Here is a 16,660-nt window from a genome sequence, read left to right as displayed (position 1 = left end):
TATGATACGGATATTAAGTGGGAGTATCAATTTTTTGAAAACTGGATATTTTTATAAGGAAAACCCCTTGAAAAGCAAGCACAAAACTCAGTATACAGAGTTTAATGAAATAACGGACAATACTGGAATTGGGTAAATAAAAAATATAAAAGCCTTGATAAAAAGGCTGTATAAAAGGCCCTCAAATTTACGAAAACCTTTTTGCTTTTGCAGTTCAGGACAGAAGGTTTTAATTCAGGAGGAGAGTCCAGACGACAAGGAAAAAATCAATGACTATAAACTCGACGTAGAACCAGTCCTTGAATTTGAACTCCTTTACACTGATCTTGAGTTGGGGATATAGAAACTTCTGTATGTAGTACGTAAGCCCGATGACGATTGTAAGTACAGCATACCAGATCCTGTCTTCTCCGGCCCCGTACAGTTGGAAACATAAAACTCCTGCGATTGTGCCAAGTAATGCGGCTACTACCGTCTTTACAATTCCGTCCCTATGCTCCTTTTGTTTTTCTTCAGGCGTCCTTTCCTTGATAAAAGTCTTCTTCTCTGGAGTCTCAATCTTTGATGCAGGAACTTCTGAAGTAGCCTCTGATATTTTTGCAGGTTCCTTTCTGGACTTTGACTTCGGATTTTGCTTACTCAACCTGTATACTCTCCTGAACGGCAATTAACATTCCCGGGATGTAGTCGTAGTCAGAATCTAATCTCGGTTAAAAAATTAGACCTGAGTTGTAAGACTTTGATTTGTACATAAGACTTTGATTTGTACATAAGACTTTGATTTGTACATAAGACTTTGATTTGTACATAAGATTTTAATTTGTACATAAGACTTTGATTTGTACATAAGATTTTAATTTGCAGACTTGAGATATCAGATTAAAATCATCATATTTAGATTATTAGAATTAAATTATATATTAGATAATTATAATTTATTGCTGAAATAGGATTCTTGAATTACAATACGGAATTAAATCCTTAAATTAGTTTTTGATACAAGACTCTCGAAATTGAATTGTTGGAAGTAATATTAAGACTGGATTTCACAGCTTTAAATAAATTCATTACTTAAAACATTACCGATCTGATCTATAGATATCGAATCAATTCCTATCGAATTTAAATGTTTTGAGAATTTTGAAGGCCTATTCCCTCCCGGGTGATAGACAAGAGTAACTTCAGGAGAAAGTTTCCTGACCATATCTTCAAGTCCGCAAGCATCAAGGTGGTCGCTTATTCTGATTGTTGGGTAAGGATAATCCATGCGGCAACTTAAAACGTATTTTTTCATATTCCATGGCAACTTGTCAAGGTTCCAGGGAGCAACTATAAAAACCCCATCACCTTCTCTGGAGTCAAGCCCTGCCAGTTCCCCGGCATCCTCAAGCATGCTGCGGGTAAGAGCTCTTGTCCTTGCTTCCATGCAAATGGCACCATCATATCCGAATTCTCTTATGAGTTCGACTGCACGCTGGGCCTTTCCGAATTCATATGCTCCAAAGGCCACTGGCCCTTTTTCAAAAAGTGCGGATTTCATGCCTTCAAGGTCATCTGCAAAATGGCAGGAAGGATCTTCAGGATCTCCGTAGTTAGCTTCAGTGATAAGGACGTCACAGGGGGGAAGATTGCTTGCATCTTTGACGTCGCCTGTAACCAGAATCCTTGTCCCTACATCGTTTTCCCAGTAAAAAGCACTCGCGCCTTTGGTATGTTCCGTAGGGAAGGTCTTTACCTTTGTTCCTTCTATGTCGATTTCATCCCCAAGCCTGCACATGCTGCCCGCATATTTTCTGTCGTGCCTGATTTCAAGCGCAATCGCAGTTTTTTCCGAACAAACAGCATTGGGGGAGAGCATAGCCGATTTTCCGTGATGGTCGGAATGGGCATGAGTTATAAGATAAGCATCGGGCTGGGGACGCTTTCCAACCGTCCTGGTAGTATCAATGGAAAAGGTGCGCAAGTCCCCTACTTTATCCCTGAACCGGAGAGATATGTGCGGTTTAAAAGTCCCGCGAGAATTACGCTGCCTGAGCGCCAGCACACCAAGATCAATCAGTTTTTTAGAAATCACGCAAATCCTTGAGGAAATAATACTTAAGGTATTTAAGGTTAGGGAAATAACGTAGATTGGTAATACACAGACTTATAAAAATGATGGAGTGTGTTGGAATATAAGTCTTTTTTGTATTTTCCTTTAAAGTGTCGGACCTCTTATGCTAGATAAAAACAAGCTTGGAGTGGTCTGCATGGTCTGCATGATCTGCATGATCTGCATGATCTGCGTACACTGACTGCTGACAGTAGAGGTGATGTAAGGTTTGTTGTCGCCTCTGCCTTTGGTTCTATATTTTCCTATTAAAGTCAAGCACCCATAAAATCATTCGTAAAAGATGTCACAAAAGATGTCACAAATGAAATTATTGTGAGTTACGCCACTGAGGAAATTATAAAACTTGTTTTCCAGTTAGTATTGAAAGCAACCTCGACAGCAACCCTGGGAGTCCCAATTTCTTCCCAGATTCTAAACCTCTTAAAAAGTAGCAAAAGAAATTAATAAATAAGAAATCCTCTTGAAAAGTGGATCTCAATTATTGCTTTCAGGTTTCCTCACATTCTCCAGGCATAATCTTTCTCTAAAGTAAAATATCTAAGCCGGAGATCAGATCGCGAGAACGCGAAAGATTCAACGTCTTTGCGGTTTAATCTCCAGTGAAACGCCTTGTAGTGTATTTAATCCAGTTTAAATTCAGGCAGGGGATTCCTTGGTTATGATATAAGCGACCATTTCAGGGTTAAGCATATTTTCCCTGGAAATCTTTGCTTCAATATCCTCAGTGGATATACCTTCAGACCTCATTTCCTTTATTTTTTCAGTCACTGAGGACGGAATGGTGTAATACTCGTTTATATCTTTTCTGTGGCCCCATACGTCGCCTTCGATGAGCTGAATTCTCTGCATCTGAAGGAACATTTCTATGGATTTTGAAACTGTAGCCATATAGGATTTCGGCAACTGAATTACCTCAATTTTTGGGCAGGTCTCAACCAGGCCCAAAACATCTTTGTTCGATGGCCTGAATGCCAGGTGAACAACGCGCTCATTCGGATTAAGTGTAAAGATTTCTTCTCTGGAACTAACCACTCGGATCTTCATGTTTTTCTCAACTCACTGTAAATTTTTTTACGTTTTTACATTGATAGTATTAGGATATACTGACTATAAATATTTATCCCATTGAACTAACATTATTTAGATAGTATTTAGGATTTTCGATTCAAGAAACATTTCTTTATTTAAAATTTTCTAGTTTACTCATATAATTATTTTATGTTAACTTATCCAATTATTGTGACCCTTTCAGAATTTCATAATTTTTCAGTCAGGAATCTCAGGGACTCACCTCCCACAGCAAAATTTTGTACATACATAGTTGCCCTGCTATTGTTTTTCCGGTATAAAATGAATTTACTGGGCTTCTATGAAGAAGTTGAAAATAACTATATGGTTTAATTTAAAAACCAGAAAAAGAGCATTAAATCCCATCAATTTTCCATTCAGATCCTATATTCTTAAAATAAGTTTTAAAAACACTATAAGTATATTCAGTTTTAAAATAAATACTGAGGGATGCAGGCAGTAAGACTTTTTCCATTTTAGGGATATCGAAAAAGCCCAAATAAACAGATCAAAATGGATATGGAAAAAGATAGCCCCAGGTTTATGGAACCCTGGGCGGTCTTTGTCAGAAAAACTGAGGTTCAGAGGATCTTATCGAGTTCCGATGCCAGTACACTACCCTGGGTAACTCCCATGAAGCGCTTTACTTCAGTCCCATCTTTCTGGATAATCAGCGTTGGGACCGCGTGTATGCCGTATTTGGAAGCCATTTCCTGGTTTTCATCCACATCGACAACCTTGAACTCAACCTTATCCCCGTACTTTTTCTCAAGCTCTTCAAGAATCGGTTTTTGCATCCTGCAAGGTCCACACCATGTTGCGGAAAAGTCCAATAACATTGGTTTCATAAAATCACCCTTCTATTTTGAAACGTCTGAGACTTTCTCTGTTTTTGTTTAATCCACTCCGGGAAGCATACAGAAGAGTCGTACATACACTGCCTCAAAGGCCTGTACGACAAAGCTGCCGGAAACCCAATCCTGATGATAGGCGACATGAAAGCTGGATTTACCAAATACAGGGTCGGGACTCAATAATTGTATATTGTCTTCGATGATGTGAAATAATTTTCCATATATTCAATTATTTCTTCCTGCTTCATATTTCTCTATACCGAGAATAAATCCACAGGCTCTACCCTGGAATCCCAGGTAAATTATTTCCATATCGAAGTGCAATTGTCCTATATTGATCGCTGCATTTATATTTCTATCGCGTATGACTCCGCAAAAAGGATAAGATTGATACTATTCATTGAAACCAAATTAGAACTGAGATCGTTGCAAATATTATACTCCGAATAATATTTTGAAAGTGCCAATTTATAAATGTATTTTCCCATACCAGAGAGCTTGATATTCCAATCCGGAGATAAAGCTGCTTATGAAGCATTATTTATTGCTTACACCAGTTTGTGGTTTTTCGGATTCTATTCATAATACTTCGTTTTTGTAGCTGGTCTAGTTGGGCAGAAACTAAAATACGTAGTTTGCTAATGCGTAAGTAAATCTGTTTTATCATCAAAGGTTTACCAGTTTTTCAAAATTATTGATAATAAGGAAGAATTATTCTATTGTTATTATATAATATATAATTATATTTATATTTACGCCCATGTAAGTTGATATTGAATATTTTAACTCAAATAAAAAGGAAAAGAATTAATCATTTCGAAAAATAACTGGCGTGGGTACATTATATGATTGTGGAGGTTGAAGAGGAATTTGATCAGATGGTTAAATTTTGATCTTAAAAAATTCATCTTCTCCAGTATGCAGAACGAGTGTTAAAAACATAAAAAGAACATCGTAAAATTACGGAGGCAAGTATAGTGGGAGGATATCCATTCTTTAAACACAGGTTCGATGGCCGTGGTGGCTGTGGCTGGGGCGGCTATGGAGGCTATGGTGGATTTGGCGGTTGTGGCGGATTTGGCGGCTGCGGCTGTGGCAGACGCTTTGGCTGTGACGACGGTAGAGGTCGTCGATATTACCACCGAAGATTCTGTGGTCGTGGTTGAGACTGTTAAGTGACCGTGACTGTAGATGTCAACAATAACGCTGATTGTGAAATAATTATTCAGTATGAAAGGAAAAAGCATAATAGCCATCTTTTCATAGCGCGACAGATAAGTCACCGAAACTCATCTTTTCTTGAACTGATGACTATTTATTTTTCCTTTCTTGGAATATACTTTTTAATATATTAGATAACTATTGCAGGCTCTCCAACGGAAGTTCCTAAAGGAATGAGATCTGGACTTTGCATTCTATTTATTAAGTTTATTAGTGTGATAATTCCTGCAAGAAGACTAGCTAACTCTAAAAAATTTTCAGTTTATTGAAGAGTAACTAGAAAGAAAAATTCGCTTTTATCAGGGAATCCTTTTAGAAATTATACATCTCTCTTGCAGTTTTTATTCTCAGGCCGACCTTTGATTATGTTGCCGAAATACATACAGCCTTCCATTGAGATCGTTGGCATATCAGGCGACTCATTTATCATGCTTACAGGAGCACCACGGATAAGCACACATGGCACTCTTTCCCCGGCTTCTCCCATAAGGAGTTCGGCAGCCGAGACAAGGTTATCTGCTACAGCTTTGTATGTAATACGGAGAGGTTTCCCGTAGATATCGTCAGTTCCACGCGCATCTTCCACAGGTACAAAGCCTGATACTCCAAGCGCAATTCCCGAGCAACCAAGCCTGAGAGGCTGGGTCCTGCTGTCTCCTATAATTACCCCTAGCCTGCATGAGTAACGTTGCTCAAGCCTGTACCGGATAATCTCGGAACTTTTTCGCGGGTCTTCCGGAAGCAGGATTACATAGCCTTCAGGGACATTTGAAGCGTCGATCCCTGCATTTGGAGCCAGGACACCTTTTGTAATTGTAAGAGCAGCTCCGGGCACGCCTCCAAAAATCTCATCGCATTCCTGAAGCACGAGTTCCATTTCCCTGGGGTCAATCCCATACTGTTCCCCAAGCATCTTTGCCCTTTCACCGGGAGTCACGCTTGCAAGCTTGACGACTCTTCTTTCCGCAGTGCCAACTGCAGATTCTGCAAGTACGAAAATATCCCCATCAATAGGGACAAGCCCTGCTTCCTCCAGAGCCTTATCTAGAATCTGTACGATATCATCCCCTTCCTTTATAATAGGGGTCTTAATCCCAAATATCTGGATGGAAGTGTTTTCTGAACTCATACTCTGCTGCCTTTATAAGTTAGTGATTGGATTGGTTTGCTGAATCTAAAATAAATGCGAAATCAAATCGTAAAATACTGGAAGATATTGATAAATGTATCCGATGGCTCCCAAAAATATATGAGAAGATATACAAAAGATGTGAGAAGATATCTAGATAAAGTGCTCGATGAAAATAAAAAACGGAGTAGGAGAATACCGGAAGTAAAAAACCTTACCGCTGAAAAAGAGGAAAAAAGAGTCTTCCGGAATAGAGAGTGATTTTTACTTATACGAAAATTATTTCCCGGAAATTCCTGCCATAGAAAGCAGTCTTGCGGTATTTTTATGAGAGCCTACAGGCATAATATGGACCCCTCTTGAGAGTTTCGTAATCTCCTTTATAGTCTCTGAAGCTATTGAAAGACCTTCTTCGACAGGATCAGGTGCATCTTTTATACGAAGCATGATTTCTTCAGGTACATGAACCCCCGAAATATTCCTGTTCATGAATTCAGCCATGCCTAAAGATTTTAGAGGAATCAGGCCTGCAATTACAGGCACTTCAATGTGGCTTATAGCTTCCATAAATTCTTCAAACATGCCCACATCATAGACCGCCTGAGTCTGGATAAAGTCAGCTCCGCACCTGACTTTCTTTTCAAGTTTTATGAGTTGCAAAGGTTTTTCGGGGTCTATGCCAGAAACCGCACCTGCACAGAAAGAGGTCCCTCCGTCCAGCCTGTTTCCTGTAAAATTAATGCCTGAGTCAAGTTTCCGGACAAGTTGCAGGAGCTGTACGGAATCAAGATCATATACAGGTTTTGAACCTGGGTGATCTCCACACGAAGGAAAATCTCCTGTCATCACACAGATGTTCCGGATACCTAGAGCATACGCTCCAAGAAGATCGGACTGAAGTCCTATCCTGTTTCTGTCCCGGCAGGTAAGCTGCATAATAGGCTCGTGCCCCGCATCAAGCAGAAGTTTGCTAAAAGCCAGGGAGCTCATGTGCATAATTGAGCACTGGTTGTCCGTAACGTTTATAGCATCTGCAATGCCTTTGAGCTGGCGAACATCTTCGAGGGAAACTGAGAATTTTGTGCCCTTAGGGGGGGAGACTTCAGCAGTAACCAGAAATTTGCTGGAATTCAGTTTTTCACGAAAATTAAAGAGCATTGAGTAGAATATTAGGGATGAAATTATTTAAAACCATGCTCCTGGATAGTGCATTAGTCGGTTAATATAATTTCAAAAACTTCTAATGCTGCATCATCCCGTTTTTGCAGTCCAGTGAGATTTGCAGTTCAGTGAGGTTATTGCAGTTCAGTGGGTTATTGCAGTTCAGTGGGTTATTGCAGACATGCATTAATGCACAAATGTATGCATTTTAAGCGCTGGAATAAAACCTGATTATGAAATTAAATAAAAACTGTAAATGAGTTTAGTCAACTCTATGCTCCTGAGGGGCATGAACTGTGTAAAGGAGATCAAGTCTATTGATTTTTTTCAACCTATTATAAATCAAAGTCCATACACAATCGTTCTCTCTGTTGACTTCACACATCCCGTCAATAGCTCCCCCACAGGGCCCGTTTAGAAGTCCTTTTGGGCACCGTGATTTGGGACAGATTCCTCCGAATTCACCAATTGTGCATTTTCCACACATTTTACACTGGTCTAAAAGCAGCTTGCCTTCGCTTGAACCTCCCAGAGAAAGCGTATCATTTGAGCCGAACACAGGAACTTCCGTTACACTGGCAACTGTTGAAACTCCACTACCGCAGCCCATAACCAGAATACAGCGTGCCTCAGTTATTTTTTCATTCTTTTGAACCAGGGAGTCAAAAGACCGGACACTGCAGGCTGCTGTGGGGAGAGCCCAACCTACTATATGCTTTCCGTTTTTCTCAAGCTGTCTGATCATCTCAAGCACTTCGGGTTCTCCACCGGTCTTCAGTTTTGCAGCGCAGACATTGCATCCGATAATAAATATGTCATCTTCGTCCTGTAACAAGTTCAGGATTTCCTCAAGGGGTTTTGCTGAAGTTATAATCATAACTACCTCAAATATCGATATTCCAGATCGCTACGCTCTGCAATACATTCGCGGATCATTTCGGCAATAAGTGGAAGGGAACGCGCCTGTCCTTCAAGTTTCCTGGCAAGACGTCCAAGCTGAAGCAGAGTGCCCATTACAAGCACATCAGTCATCTCCGTTTCGTGAGAAACTGCATTTCTTGTCAGGGCTGCATCCCCTCCTCGGGCAAGTATTTCCTGTTTTACTATCAAAGCTTCTGTGGTCGTAAGATTACGAATTTTCAGCATAAGATGGATACTTTTATTCTGCATTACCTTTGAGCCTGTCGTAGTAACCCCAAGTTTCCGCATTGCAATTGCTGCATCCTGTGGTGTCTTTACCTCGACCACAGAGACCTCATACCTGCCCTCTTTTACTATACTTGGCCTACTCCTTATAGCTCCTGAAAGCTTTACAACATCAGCGGTCTCAGGTACATCATGCGTACGGATAATATGGGCACCTTTGTAGACTGCAATAGCTGCTGCAGCCAGGCTGCCATAAAGCCTTTCAGTTGCAGGTTTTCCGAGTACATCTCCTATGAAAGATTTTCTTGAGAGAGCTGCTAACAAAGGCTTTTCAAAAATTTTAAGGCGTTCAAAATCGTCAAGGGTTTCAAAGTCATAGATGGGAAGTTTTTCTTCGATCCACCTGCCGGATGCAGGGTCAAGTATGAGTTTTTCTGGATTTATGCCACCTGCTTCAGCGGCCTGTATGATAGAATCAAGAGATTCGATAATGGCGTCCATCCCAAGAGGATCACCTGGTACTTTATTTGAGGCCATGACAACAGCAGGACATCCGTAATCTGCCACTACTTCAATCATTCTGGGATCTGCTGTAAAACCGGAAACATCATTTATGATATCAGCTCCCATTTTGAGAGCTTCTTCTGCGATTTCAGAAAACATTGTATCCACGGAAATCACAGCATCCACATTGCCTTCCAGTGCTTCAAGCACTGGCAAAATACGTTCAAGTTCCTGTTTCCTGCTAATGGGCTTGGCATGTAACCAGGTTGAACGGGCTCCAAAATCCAGAAAGGTTGCTCCTTCCTCAACCATTTTTTGAGCTGTCTCAAGCGCAGAATCCGGACTTACGACCGAATTTCCGTAAAAAGACTCAGGACTAAAGTTAATAATACCCATTACATGCGCAGGGTATCGATCTCCTATTTTTATACCGCAAATTTCAGTATCAACAACCATTTTTGACAACCAGACTCTATAAGTTTCAATTTAAATAACGCTAGCTGACGCTTAATAGACATCGGTAAACAGGTACTTAGGGAAGCCGCTTTACAGAGCTTTCTCGCTATCGGAGATTCCAACGATATGCCTTTAAATCGCGAAAATATAGTTTATTTCGTTTTTACTACATTCCGTAAAAAATCTTTCTATTCCGTCCGCAGAGGCTTCCAGATGGGGGGAGTTTATTTATCGATTATTATCAGGATTGGATAAATAATTACTATAATCATATATTAATTAATACATATAAAACTGACTTTATCATGTATAATGCTTAAGGCATGTTTAAGATGCGTTAAAGCAGGTTTCAAGCCTTGCTGTAGGCCTCATTTTGCCGACCGAGCACTATATAATTATGAAATTATAAATTTAAACTCAATAATTATTTCAAATATTAGTTGCAGTAAACGTTATCGCAATATTATAAGCTTCAATAATACATAAAAATATTGATGTGTAGAATTGATCTGATACAATTAGGAAAGCGAATTGTACGTTAATTAAGATATTGTCTTTAAAAACAACTACTTGTATTGTAAACTGGCAAACTAGAGAAAATAAGGTTGATTTTCCTGATATGGCACAATTGGGAATACAACTTTTCTTATCCTAGAGTAAATGATTTTTACCAAACCGAATGCATTGATTCCAAAGTATATCAAAAATGAATTTTTTGAAAACCACGGAAAGCACGGAAGACACGAAAGACACGGAAATAAGTATTAAAGTCGCGGTTCTTCCATGCTTTCCGTAGTTTCCGTGGTTGCAATATCCAGATTGAATCACTCTGCGAATAGCTGTGTTTTCCGGTTACAGAATTCGATGTGACTTTAAAATAATATTTGCGTCATATGCTGTAATTATTTTCTTATAGGACTTACGCAGTTGAACTGAAAAATCAACAATATTTTAACTGTCTGAAATGTGGCTTTAATCCACAATTTTTGACGTAATTGATTTTGTTCTTCAAGTGCGTAAATTCTATCTTATTATTGTATTTATTTGAGAATCGATGCACTAGAAACAGTGCCAGAAAACAAAAGTGCCATCAAAAACAAAGATCTCAAAAAAGATTAAAAGGCCTGATAAAAAGGCCTTACTAAAGAAGTTTCAATAATTCGTTTCTGCACATCCAAGTACGTGCTTCATAAGCATGGCAACTGTCAGAGGGCCTACGCCGCCAGGAACAGGAGTGATTAGGGCTGCTTTTTTGATCACGTTTTCGAAGTCTACATCTCCGTATACGCCATCTTTTTCCTTGGTAATACCCACGTCAAAGATTACTGCGCCTTCCTTTACCATGTCAGCTTTGATAAGGTGTTTGACTCCAGTTGCAACCACCAGAATATCTGCGTCAAGAGTGTATTTCTTAAGGTCATCTGTAAATACATGACAAACCGAGACTGTTGCATTCCGGTTAAGGAACATTGCTGCCAATGGTTTTCCGACAACATTGCTATGCCCGACAATAACCACGTTTTTGCCTTTTACAGGCACATTATATTCTTCAAGCGCCCGGATAACTCCATGTGGAGTACATGGAACAAGCCCTTCATCACCGATCATTAGCTTTCCCATATTGTAGGGGTGAAAGCCATCCGCATCTTTCTCAGGAGCTATTGCTTCCATTGCTTCCTGAGGGAAGAGATGTTTCGGAAGCGGGAGCTGAAGCAGAATTCCATGCACATTCTGGTCTTTGTTAAGGGTATTGATCAGGGAGATAAGTTCCTCCTGACTGGTTTCTGCCGGAAGAAAGTGGTCTTCTGCCTGAATGCCCACACGTTCACAGGCTCTGTGCTTCAGGCGGACATACATTTTGGAAGCAGGGTCGTCGCCAACAAGGACAGTAGCAAGTCCAGGCGTAATTCCCCGGCCACTTACAAGGGCTTCAACTCCAGACCTCACTTCATCTTCAATTTTCTTTGCAAGAACTTTCCCATCTATAATTCGTGATTCATACCCTTCATCTAACATTGGTAAAACATCCCACTTCTCTAATTAACAATAAACAGGGAACCTTGAACAGAGTTCTCTGACCTTGTCACTTGTTTCCGACAGGATCTTATCGTTTTCTGAGTTTGTGATTGCGGTCTCAATATAGTCGGCAATTAATTCCATTTCTGTTTCCTTCATACCCCTCGTGGTACAGGCAGGGGTTCCGAGCCTTACACCGCTTGTGATAAATGGACTGCGTGTCTCAAAAGGCACCGTGTTTTTGTTTGCAATAATCCCGGCTTTGCTCAGGGCGGCTTCTGCATCCTTGCCTGTTATATTCATATTGTTGAGATTGACAAGCATAAGATGATTATCCGTGTCGCCAGATACCATATCAAAACCTTTCTCTTTCAGGCATTTGCAGAGAGTTTTTGCGTTCTTTACGGTCTGAACCTGATCCTGTTTGAACTTTTCACTCATGGCTTCTTTAAAGGCTACTGCCTTTCCGGCTATAATGTGCATGAGAGGCCCACCCTGAAGGCCGGGGAAAACCGCTTTGTTAATTCTGGTCGCAAGTTCTTCTGTCTTGGAGATAATAATTCCGCCTCTTGGGCCTCGGAGAGTTTTGTGGGTTGTGCTGGTAACGAAGTCCGCATAAGGTACTGGACTCGGGTGCACACCTGCAACTACAAGACCTGCAATGTGGGCAATGTCTGCAAGCAGATAGGCTCCTACCTCATCAGCAATTTCGCGGAATTGCTTGAAATCGATTTCACGAGGATAAGCTGAAGCTCCACAAACAATCATTTGCGGTTTGTTTTCCTTTGCTTTTTTCATAAGTTCGGAATAGTCCAGCATCTCAGTCTTTTTACTGACCCCGTAAGGCACAATATTAAAGAGCTTTCCGGAAAAACTCACAGGGCTGCCGTGAGAAAGATGACCGCCGTGAGAGAGATCCATGGACATGATGGTGTCTCCTGGCTTCAAAACCGAGAAATAGACAGCCATATTAGCCCCAGAACCAGAGTGAGGCTGGACGTTGACGTAGCCTGCGTTAAAGATTTTCTTTGCCCTGGCAATCGCGAGATCCTCGGCAATGTCCACGAAGTCGCAGCCACCATAGTACCGCTTGCCGGAATATCCTTCGGCATATTTATTGGTCAGAATCGATCCCTGAGCTTCCATTACGGCTTTACTCGCATAATTTTCAGATGCGATAAGGTTCAGTTTATATTCCTGGCGCTCGGCTTCTTTTTTTATAGCCTCGAACAATTCCGGATCAGTTTTTTCAATGTAAGACATTACTGTCACCTGTAACCTATTCCTTTAAAATTTTTTAAAATCAAGAGTCTTTATAGCTTGGATTGATGGGTTGATTAATGTTAACATGTGCATGTATACAGGAACTGCCTTCCAGATTGGAAAGTTACTCAAGAGGTCGGCGTTCAGCGATAGAATCACTAAGTAATGAGGAGTGTAATCGAACAGGCTCTATAACCTTCCTGATGGGGTTTTTCATTCTGGAGTTTCAAAACTTTCGGCAAAAAGCTCCTGAGTATCTTGAAGATAGGAAATTTCGAAACCTGACAAGCCCTTGTGGCCTATATCGTTTCGTGGAATACCTATAAGTTTGGAATATTTATAACTATCAGGGATTAAAGAAGTTATTAATCAGTAAAATCTATTCCGGTTTTACATGATCTTAAGCGTTTACTCAAATCCCGGTTACTACATTTCTACCCTCAATTTTAAGTTTGCCCTCGGTAAAAAGCCTGACTGCTTCAGGGTAGATAATGTGTTCCTGCTCCAGAATTCTGGCAGTAAGGGTTTCTTCCGTGTCCCCAGCGAGCACAGGCACGCATTTTTGGATGATTATTGGCCCTGAGTCCAGCCCTTCATCAACAAAATGTACTGTACAACCTGCAACTTTTACCCCGTATTCGAAAGCCTGCTTCTGAGCGTGAAGTCCTTTGAAGGCCGGAAGAAGAGAAGGATGGATGTTCATAATCCTGTTCCTGTAGGCTTTAATAATCTCATTTCCTAAAATCCGGAAGTAGCCTGCAAGCAAAAGAAGGTCCGTATCATACTGGCTCAAGACATTCAGGATAGCTTTATCGTATTCATCCCGGCCATACTCGCCCGGATCAAGGAAAACCGCGTCTATTCCGTGATTTCTTGCACGTTCGAGCGCGTATGCATTTGCCTTGTTGGAAATAACCACATTAATTGTAGCATTCTTTATGTAACCCTTTTCAATGCTGTCCATAATCGCCTGGAGATTCGAACCCCTTCCAGAAACCAGCACTGCAATTTTTACAGTCATCGAAGCTTTTAGATTGAAACAGTGCTATATTAGGGTTTTGGAACAACCGTTGCGCCGGTTGATCACGCCGATAGGGTTTGGGGATAAGAACCTCAAATTCAAATGTTGCTGGGATTTTCGGTCAAGCCCTTTTTGAAAAGGCTTGCAGTCAAGTAGTTTTTTAAAAAGGGTTGTGGGGCGAGGGTAGTGGAAACTTGGCTTTTACTTTTCATCATGAGTTTCTCTACGCTCCTCTATAAAGTTAAGGAGTTCCTGAGAATCGCTTATTTTGTCAAGTTCCTTTTTCTCGATCATAACCGTGTTTTCTACGGATTTTATTTTTGAGTGCCCGTTAATGATAAACACGGATTGGGTCTCAGTGACGCAGGAAATACTGCTCATTAAATGAGCCCTTTTGACCACAGTCGTATTGAATTCGCTGACTCCTGTAAGGATAACTGAGGATTTGTCCCGTGAAATGGCCTTGAAAGGAGCCTGTGTAGTAGGAAGGACGTCATATCCAAGCATGGAGATTGTGTTAAGGATCAAATCTTCCGGTAAAAGCGTATAGGGTTTTTCCTGGGTTTCAGTTCTGGATTCTGCTTTCTTTCGGGGCTTCCTGCTCCCACAGGATTTCAGGATATTTATGGGCTTTGCAAGCTCGACCCCAAAGATATCCTCCAGCTGGAGTACGACATCTATCGATGCGTCCATGCCTTCTTCTTCGTACTTGCTGATAGTTCTCCTTGAAACACCTACCATGGAGGCAAGAGTCCCAAGAGACATAGACTGACCCATCCTGGCTTTTTTAAGGATATCTCCTTCTATGGAGACATATAATCCGCCCGGAGCTGCTGAAACAAGAGGAGGAACATTTTCAATAAAGTAGTCGTAAAGAGTCTGTACATTCAGGGCGAGGATATCATAACGCATATACACAACGCTGTCTTCAAGCATCTGGTCTCTGGTCTTTGCCCCCACAACAATAGCAGAGCCTCCAAGGTATTCGGCAAGGTACTTCATCTCCCTGGCAGTTTCTTCGTTCAAGCCGTCAATATTAAATAAAACCTTGCACAGTAATAGTGTTTCATCTTTCCGTGCGGCAACGTCAAAGCTCCTCGGACGAATATTACAGCGATCGGAGAGTGCAAAACCCGCACGTGCTAATACATCGATAATTTGATGTATGAGAACCTCTTTTGTCATTCCAGTATCAATCTCTGTTTGAACATCTATATATATTTTTCTTTACTTTTGACAATCCTCACAGTAGAAAAAAACGTCGGTGAGTAACGAAAACTGTAATTGTCCGAAGCATATCTGGGAAATTAAAAGGCAAAAACTGGAACCGAAAAAATGATTATCGGAATTGATGATACCGACTCAAACGAAGGAATGTGCACAACATATCTAGGGGCTCTGCTGCTGGACGAACTTCAAGCCTACGGAACTGTAGAGACTCGTCCACTCCTTATACGCCTGAATCCGACTATCCCCTACAAAACAAGAGGAAATGCTGCAGTAGCACTGAAACTCAAGACTAACTGCCCTGAAAAAGTAATTGCTCATGTTGTGTCCAGAATAGAAGAATTTGCACGTATGGAATGCGAAAAAACTAACCCTGGCACGGTTTTTATCCCGGAAAAAGCTTACGGAAAGCTCAAACCCGTCCTCAGGAACTTTCTGGAGAAAGCCGTGAAGGACGTGATCGAAATAGAGGAGGCAAAAAGCCTTATCTCGGAATCCGGGGTTCCTTCAAAGGGCTTCAAAAACGGAAGGGGACTGATAGGCGCCCTTGCAGCATGTGGGGCTATGCTTAATCTCAATGAATGGGATTACACTTTCGAGTACCTGGCATACAGGCAAAAGGAAAACTGGGGAACCCCACGCAAGATCGAAAAGGAAAGTTTCTTTGAGGCTGATAAGAAGACGTATCCTGATACCTGGGACACCGTGGACCTTAAAAACAGACTTGTTGTCTGTGTACCCCACTCGGCAGATCCCGTGCTCTTCGGGATCAGAGGGAAAAATCCAGCTGTAGTTACAAAAGCCGTATCCCTGATCAGGGCTGAGCCTGTAGAACGTTTTGCCATATACAGAACAAATCAGGGTACTGATATGCACCTGATTTCCGCAGAAAGTATTGCAGAAATAAGGGATATGCACTCTTACACGCTTGAAGGCACGGTCTCGGCAATTCCAAAAACTCTTCACGGAGGACACGTTATTTTTCCCATCCAGGATAAAGAGGAAAACGAAATTGACTGCGCAGCCTTCGAACCCACAAAGAACTTCCGGCTGCTTATAAGGAGACTCAGGCCCGGAGATAGAATTGTAGTATCTGGAAGTGTAAATTCCAGAACTCTCAACATCGAAAAAATAGAGATAAAAAATCTCGTTCCTCTTTATAGGGAAGAAAACCCGGTATGTCCGACCTGCGGAAAACATATGAAATCATCAGGCCAAAACCAGGGTTTCCGTTGTAAAAAATGCGGAACTCAAGCTACCTCAAAAATCCTGTGTGAAACAAAAAGAAATCTTACAGAGGGATTATATGAAGTCCCGCCCTGCGCCCGTCGGCATCTTGCAAAACCTCTTGTAAGGGAACAGAAATCTGATATAGAGATCCACCCTGCCCGCTAAGAAAAATAGGGAGAAAAAATCCCTTTCAATAATTAAGAACCACAGAAAAGCTACCTATTTAGTAATCAGCCTGCTTGACCACAAAC

General features: G+C 41.1%; 15 protein-coding genes. 3 read left to right on the top strand and 12 right to left on the bottom strand.

From position 1 onward, the window contains the following. Window positions 1–229 precede the first annotated feature (229 nt). The 4 genes from MSBRW_RS13025 to trxA all read right to left on the bottom strand — a co-directional run bounded on the left by MSBRW_RS13025 (window position 230) and on the right by trxA (window position 4,029). Window positions 230–643 carry a Rab5-interacting family protein gene (locus MSBRW_RS13025; protein WP_196297996.1) on the bottom strand — a complete coding sequence of 138 codons (414 nt, stop codon included), beginning with the start codon at window positions 641–643 and terminating at the stop codon, window positions 230–232. A gap of 411 nt (window positions 644–1,054) precedes the next feature. Next, complete coding sequence (locus MSBRW_RS13020; protein WP_011307278.1) at window positions 1,055–2,074, bottom strand: MBL fold metallo-hydrolase; 1,020 nt, start codon at window positions 2,072–2,074, stop codon at window positions 1,055–1,057. A 675-nt stretch (window positions 2,075–2,749) separates the two neighbouring features. Then, entirely contained in the window at window positions 2,750–3,157 is a 408-nt protein-coding gene (locus tag MSBRW_RS13015; RefSeq protein WP_011307279.1) for a DUF1699 family protein, read from the bottom strand. A gap of 605 nt (window positions 3,158–3,762) precedes the next feature. After that, window positions 3,763–4,029, bottom strand: a complete 267-nt coding sequence (gene trxA, locus MSBRW_RS13010) for a thioredoxin (protein ID WP_011307280.1) — start codon at window positions 4,027–4,029, stop codon at window positions 3,763–3,765. 983 nt (window positions 4,030–5,012) lie between these two features. On the opposite strand from trxA, the gene MSBRW_RS23005 reads away from it, so the two are divergent. Then, a complete protein-coding gene (locus MSBRW_RS23005; RefSeq protein ID WP_085983085.1) occupies window positions 5,013–5,201 on the top strand; it encodes a hypothetical protein in 189 nt (62 codons plus the stop codon). Window positions 5,202–5,575: 374 nt separating this feature from the next. Here the strand turns inward: MSBRW_RS23005 and cofE are convergent, their stop codons facing one another. After that, window positions 5,576–6,385: a coenzyme F420-0:L-glutamate ligase gene (cofE, locus tag MSBRW_RS13005; RefSeq protein ID WP_011307281.1), complete on the bottom strand. Its 810-nt coding sequence runs from the start codon at window positions 6,383–6,385 to the stop codon at window positions 5,576–5,578. An 87-nt stretch (window positions 6,386–6,472) separates the two neighbouring features. Between cofE and MSBRW_RS13000 the strand changes: the two genes are divergently transcribed. Next, window positions 6,473–6,646: a hypothetical protein gene (locus MSBRW_RS13000; RefSeq protein WP_155398275.1), complete on the top strand. Its 174-nt coding sequence runs from the start codon at window positions 6,473–6,475 to the stop codon at window positions 6,644–6,646. An 18-nt stretch (window positions 6,647–6,664) separates the two neighbouring features. On the opposite strand, the gene MSBRW_RS12995 is transcribed toward MSBRW_RS13000, so the two are convergent. From MSBRW_RS12995 to MSBRW_RS12965, 7 genes are all read right to left on the bottom strand, one after another. Beyond that, complete coding sequence (locus MSBRW_RS12995; RefSeq protein ID WP_011307282.1) at window positions 6,665–7,543, bottom strand: methylenetetrahydrofolate reductase; 879 nt, start codon at window positions 7,541–7,543, stop codon at window positions 6,665–6,667. 265 nt (window positions 7,544–7,808) lie between these two features. Then, window positions 7,809–8,423, bottom strand: coding sequence for a methylenetetrahydrofolate reductase C-terminal domain-containing protein (locus tag MSBRW_RS12990; RefSeq protein ID WP_011307283.1), 615 nt, complete (start codon window positions 8,421–8,423; stop codon window positions 7,809–7,811). A gap of 2 nt (window positions 8,424–8,425) precedes the next feature. Then, on the bottom strand, window positions 8,426–9,652 hold the full coding sequence (gene folP, locus MSBRW_RS12985) for a dihydropteroate synthase (RefSeq protein ID WP_011307284.1): 1,227 nt from the start codon (window positions 9,650–9,652) through the stop codon (window positions 8,426–8,428). Between the two features lie 1,152 nt (window positions 9,653–10,804). Continuing rightward, entirely contained in the window at window positions 10,805–11,668 is an 864-nt protein-coding gene (gene folD / locus MSBRW_RS12980) for a bifunctional methylenetetrahydrofolate dehydrogenase/methenyltetrahydrofolate cyclohydrolase FolD (RefSeq protein ID WP_011307285.1), read from the bottom strand. 24 nt (window positions 11,669–11,692) lie between these two features. Further along, a complete protein-coding gene (glyA, locus tag MSBRW_RS12975) occupies window positions 11,693–12,931 on the bottom strand; it encodes a bifunctional serine hydroxymethyltransferase/L-allo-threonine aldolase (RefSeq protein ID WP_011307286.1) in 1,239 nt (412 codons plus the stop codon). A gap of 412 nt (window positions 12,932–13,343) precedes the next feature. Further along, window positions 13,344–13,952, bottom strand: coding sequence for a phosphoribosylglycinamide formyltransferase (gene purN, locus MSBRW_RS12970; RefSeq protein WP_011307287.1), 609 nt, complete (start codon window positions 13,950–13,952; stop codon window positions 13,344–13,346). Window positions 13,953–14,153: 201 nt separating this feature from the next. Further along, a complete protein-coding gene (locus MSBRW_RS12965) occupies window positions 14,154–15,137 on the bottom strand; it encodes a transcriptional regulator (RefSeq protein WP_011307288.1) in 984 nt (327 codons plus the stop codon). 150 nt (window positions 15,138–15,287) lie between these two features. On the opposite strand from MSBRW_RS12965, the gene MSBRW_RS12960 reads away from it, so the two are divergent. Beyond that, window positions 15,288–16,574, top strand: a complete 1,287-nt coding sequence (locus MSBRW_RS12960) for a tRNA(Ile)(2)-agmatinylcytidine synthase (protein WP_011307289.1) — start codon at window positions 15,288–15,290, stop codon at window positions 16,572–16,574. The last annotated feature ends 86 nt before the right edge of the window (window positions 16,575–16,660 follow it).

This window comes from Methanosarcina barkeri str. Wiesmoor (genome assembly GCF_000969985.1).
GTDB classification, from domain to species: Archaea; Halobacteriota; Methanosarcinia; order Methanosarcinales; family Methanosarcinaceae; genus Methanosarcina; species Methanosarcina barkeri_B.
Note: the sequence above shows the minus strand (reverse complement) of the source record. Positions and strands in the feature narration are given on the sequence as shown.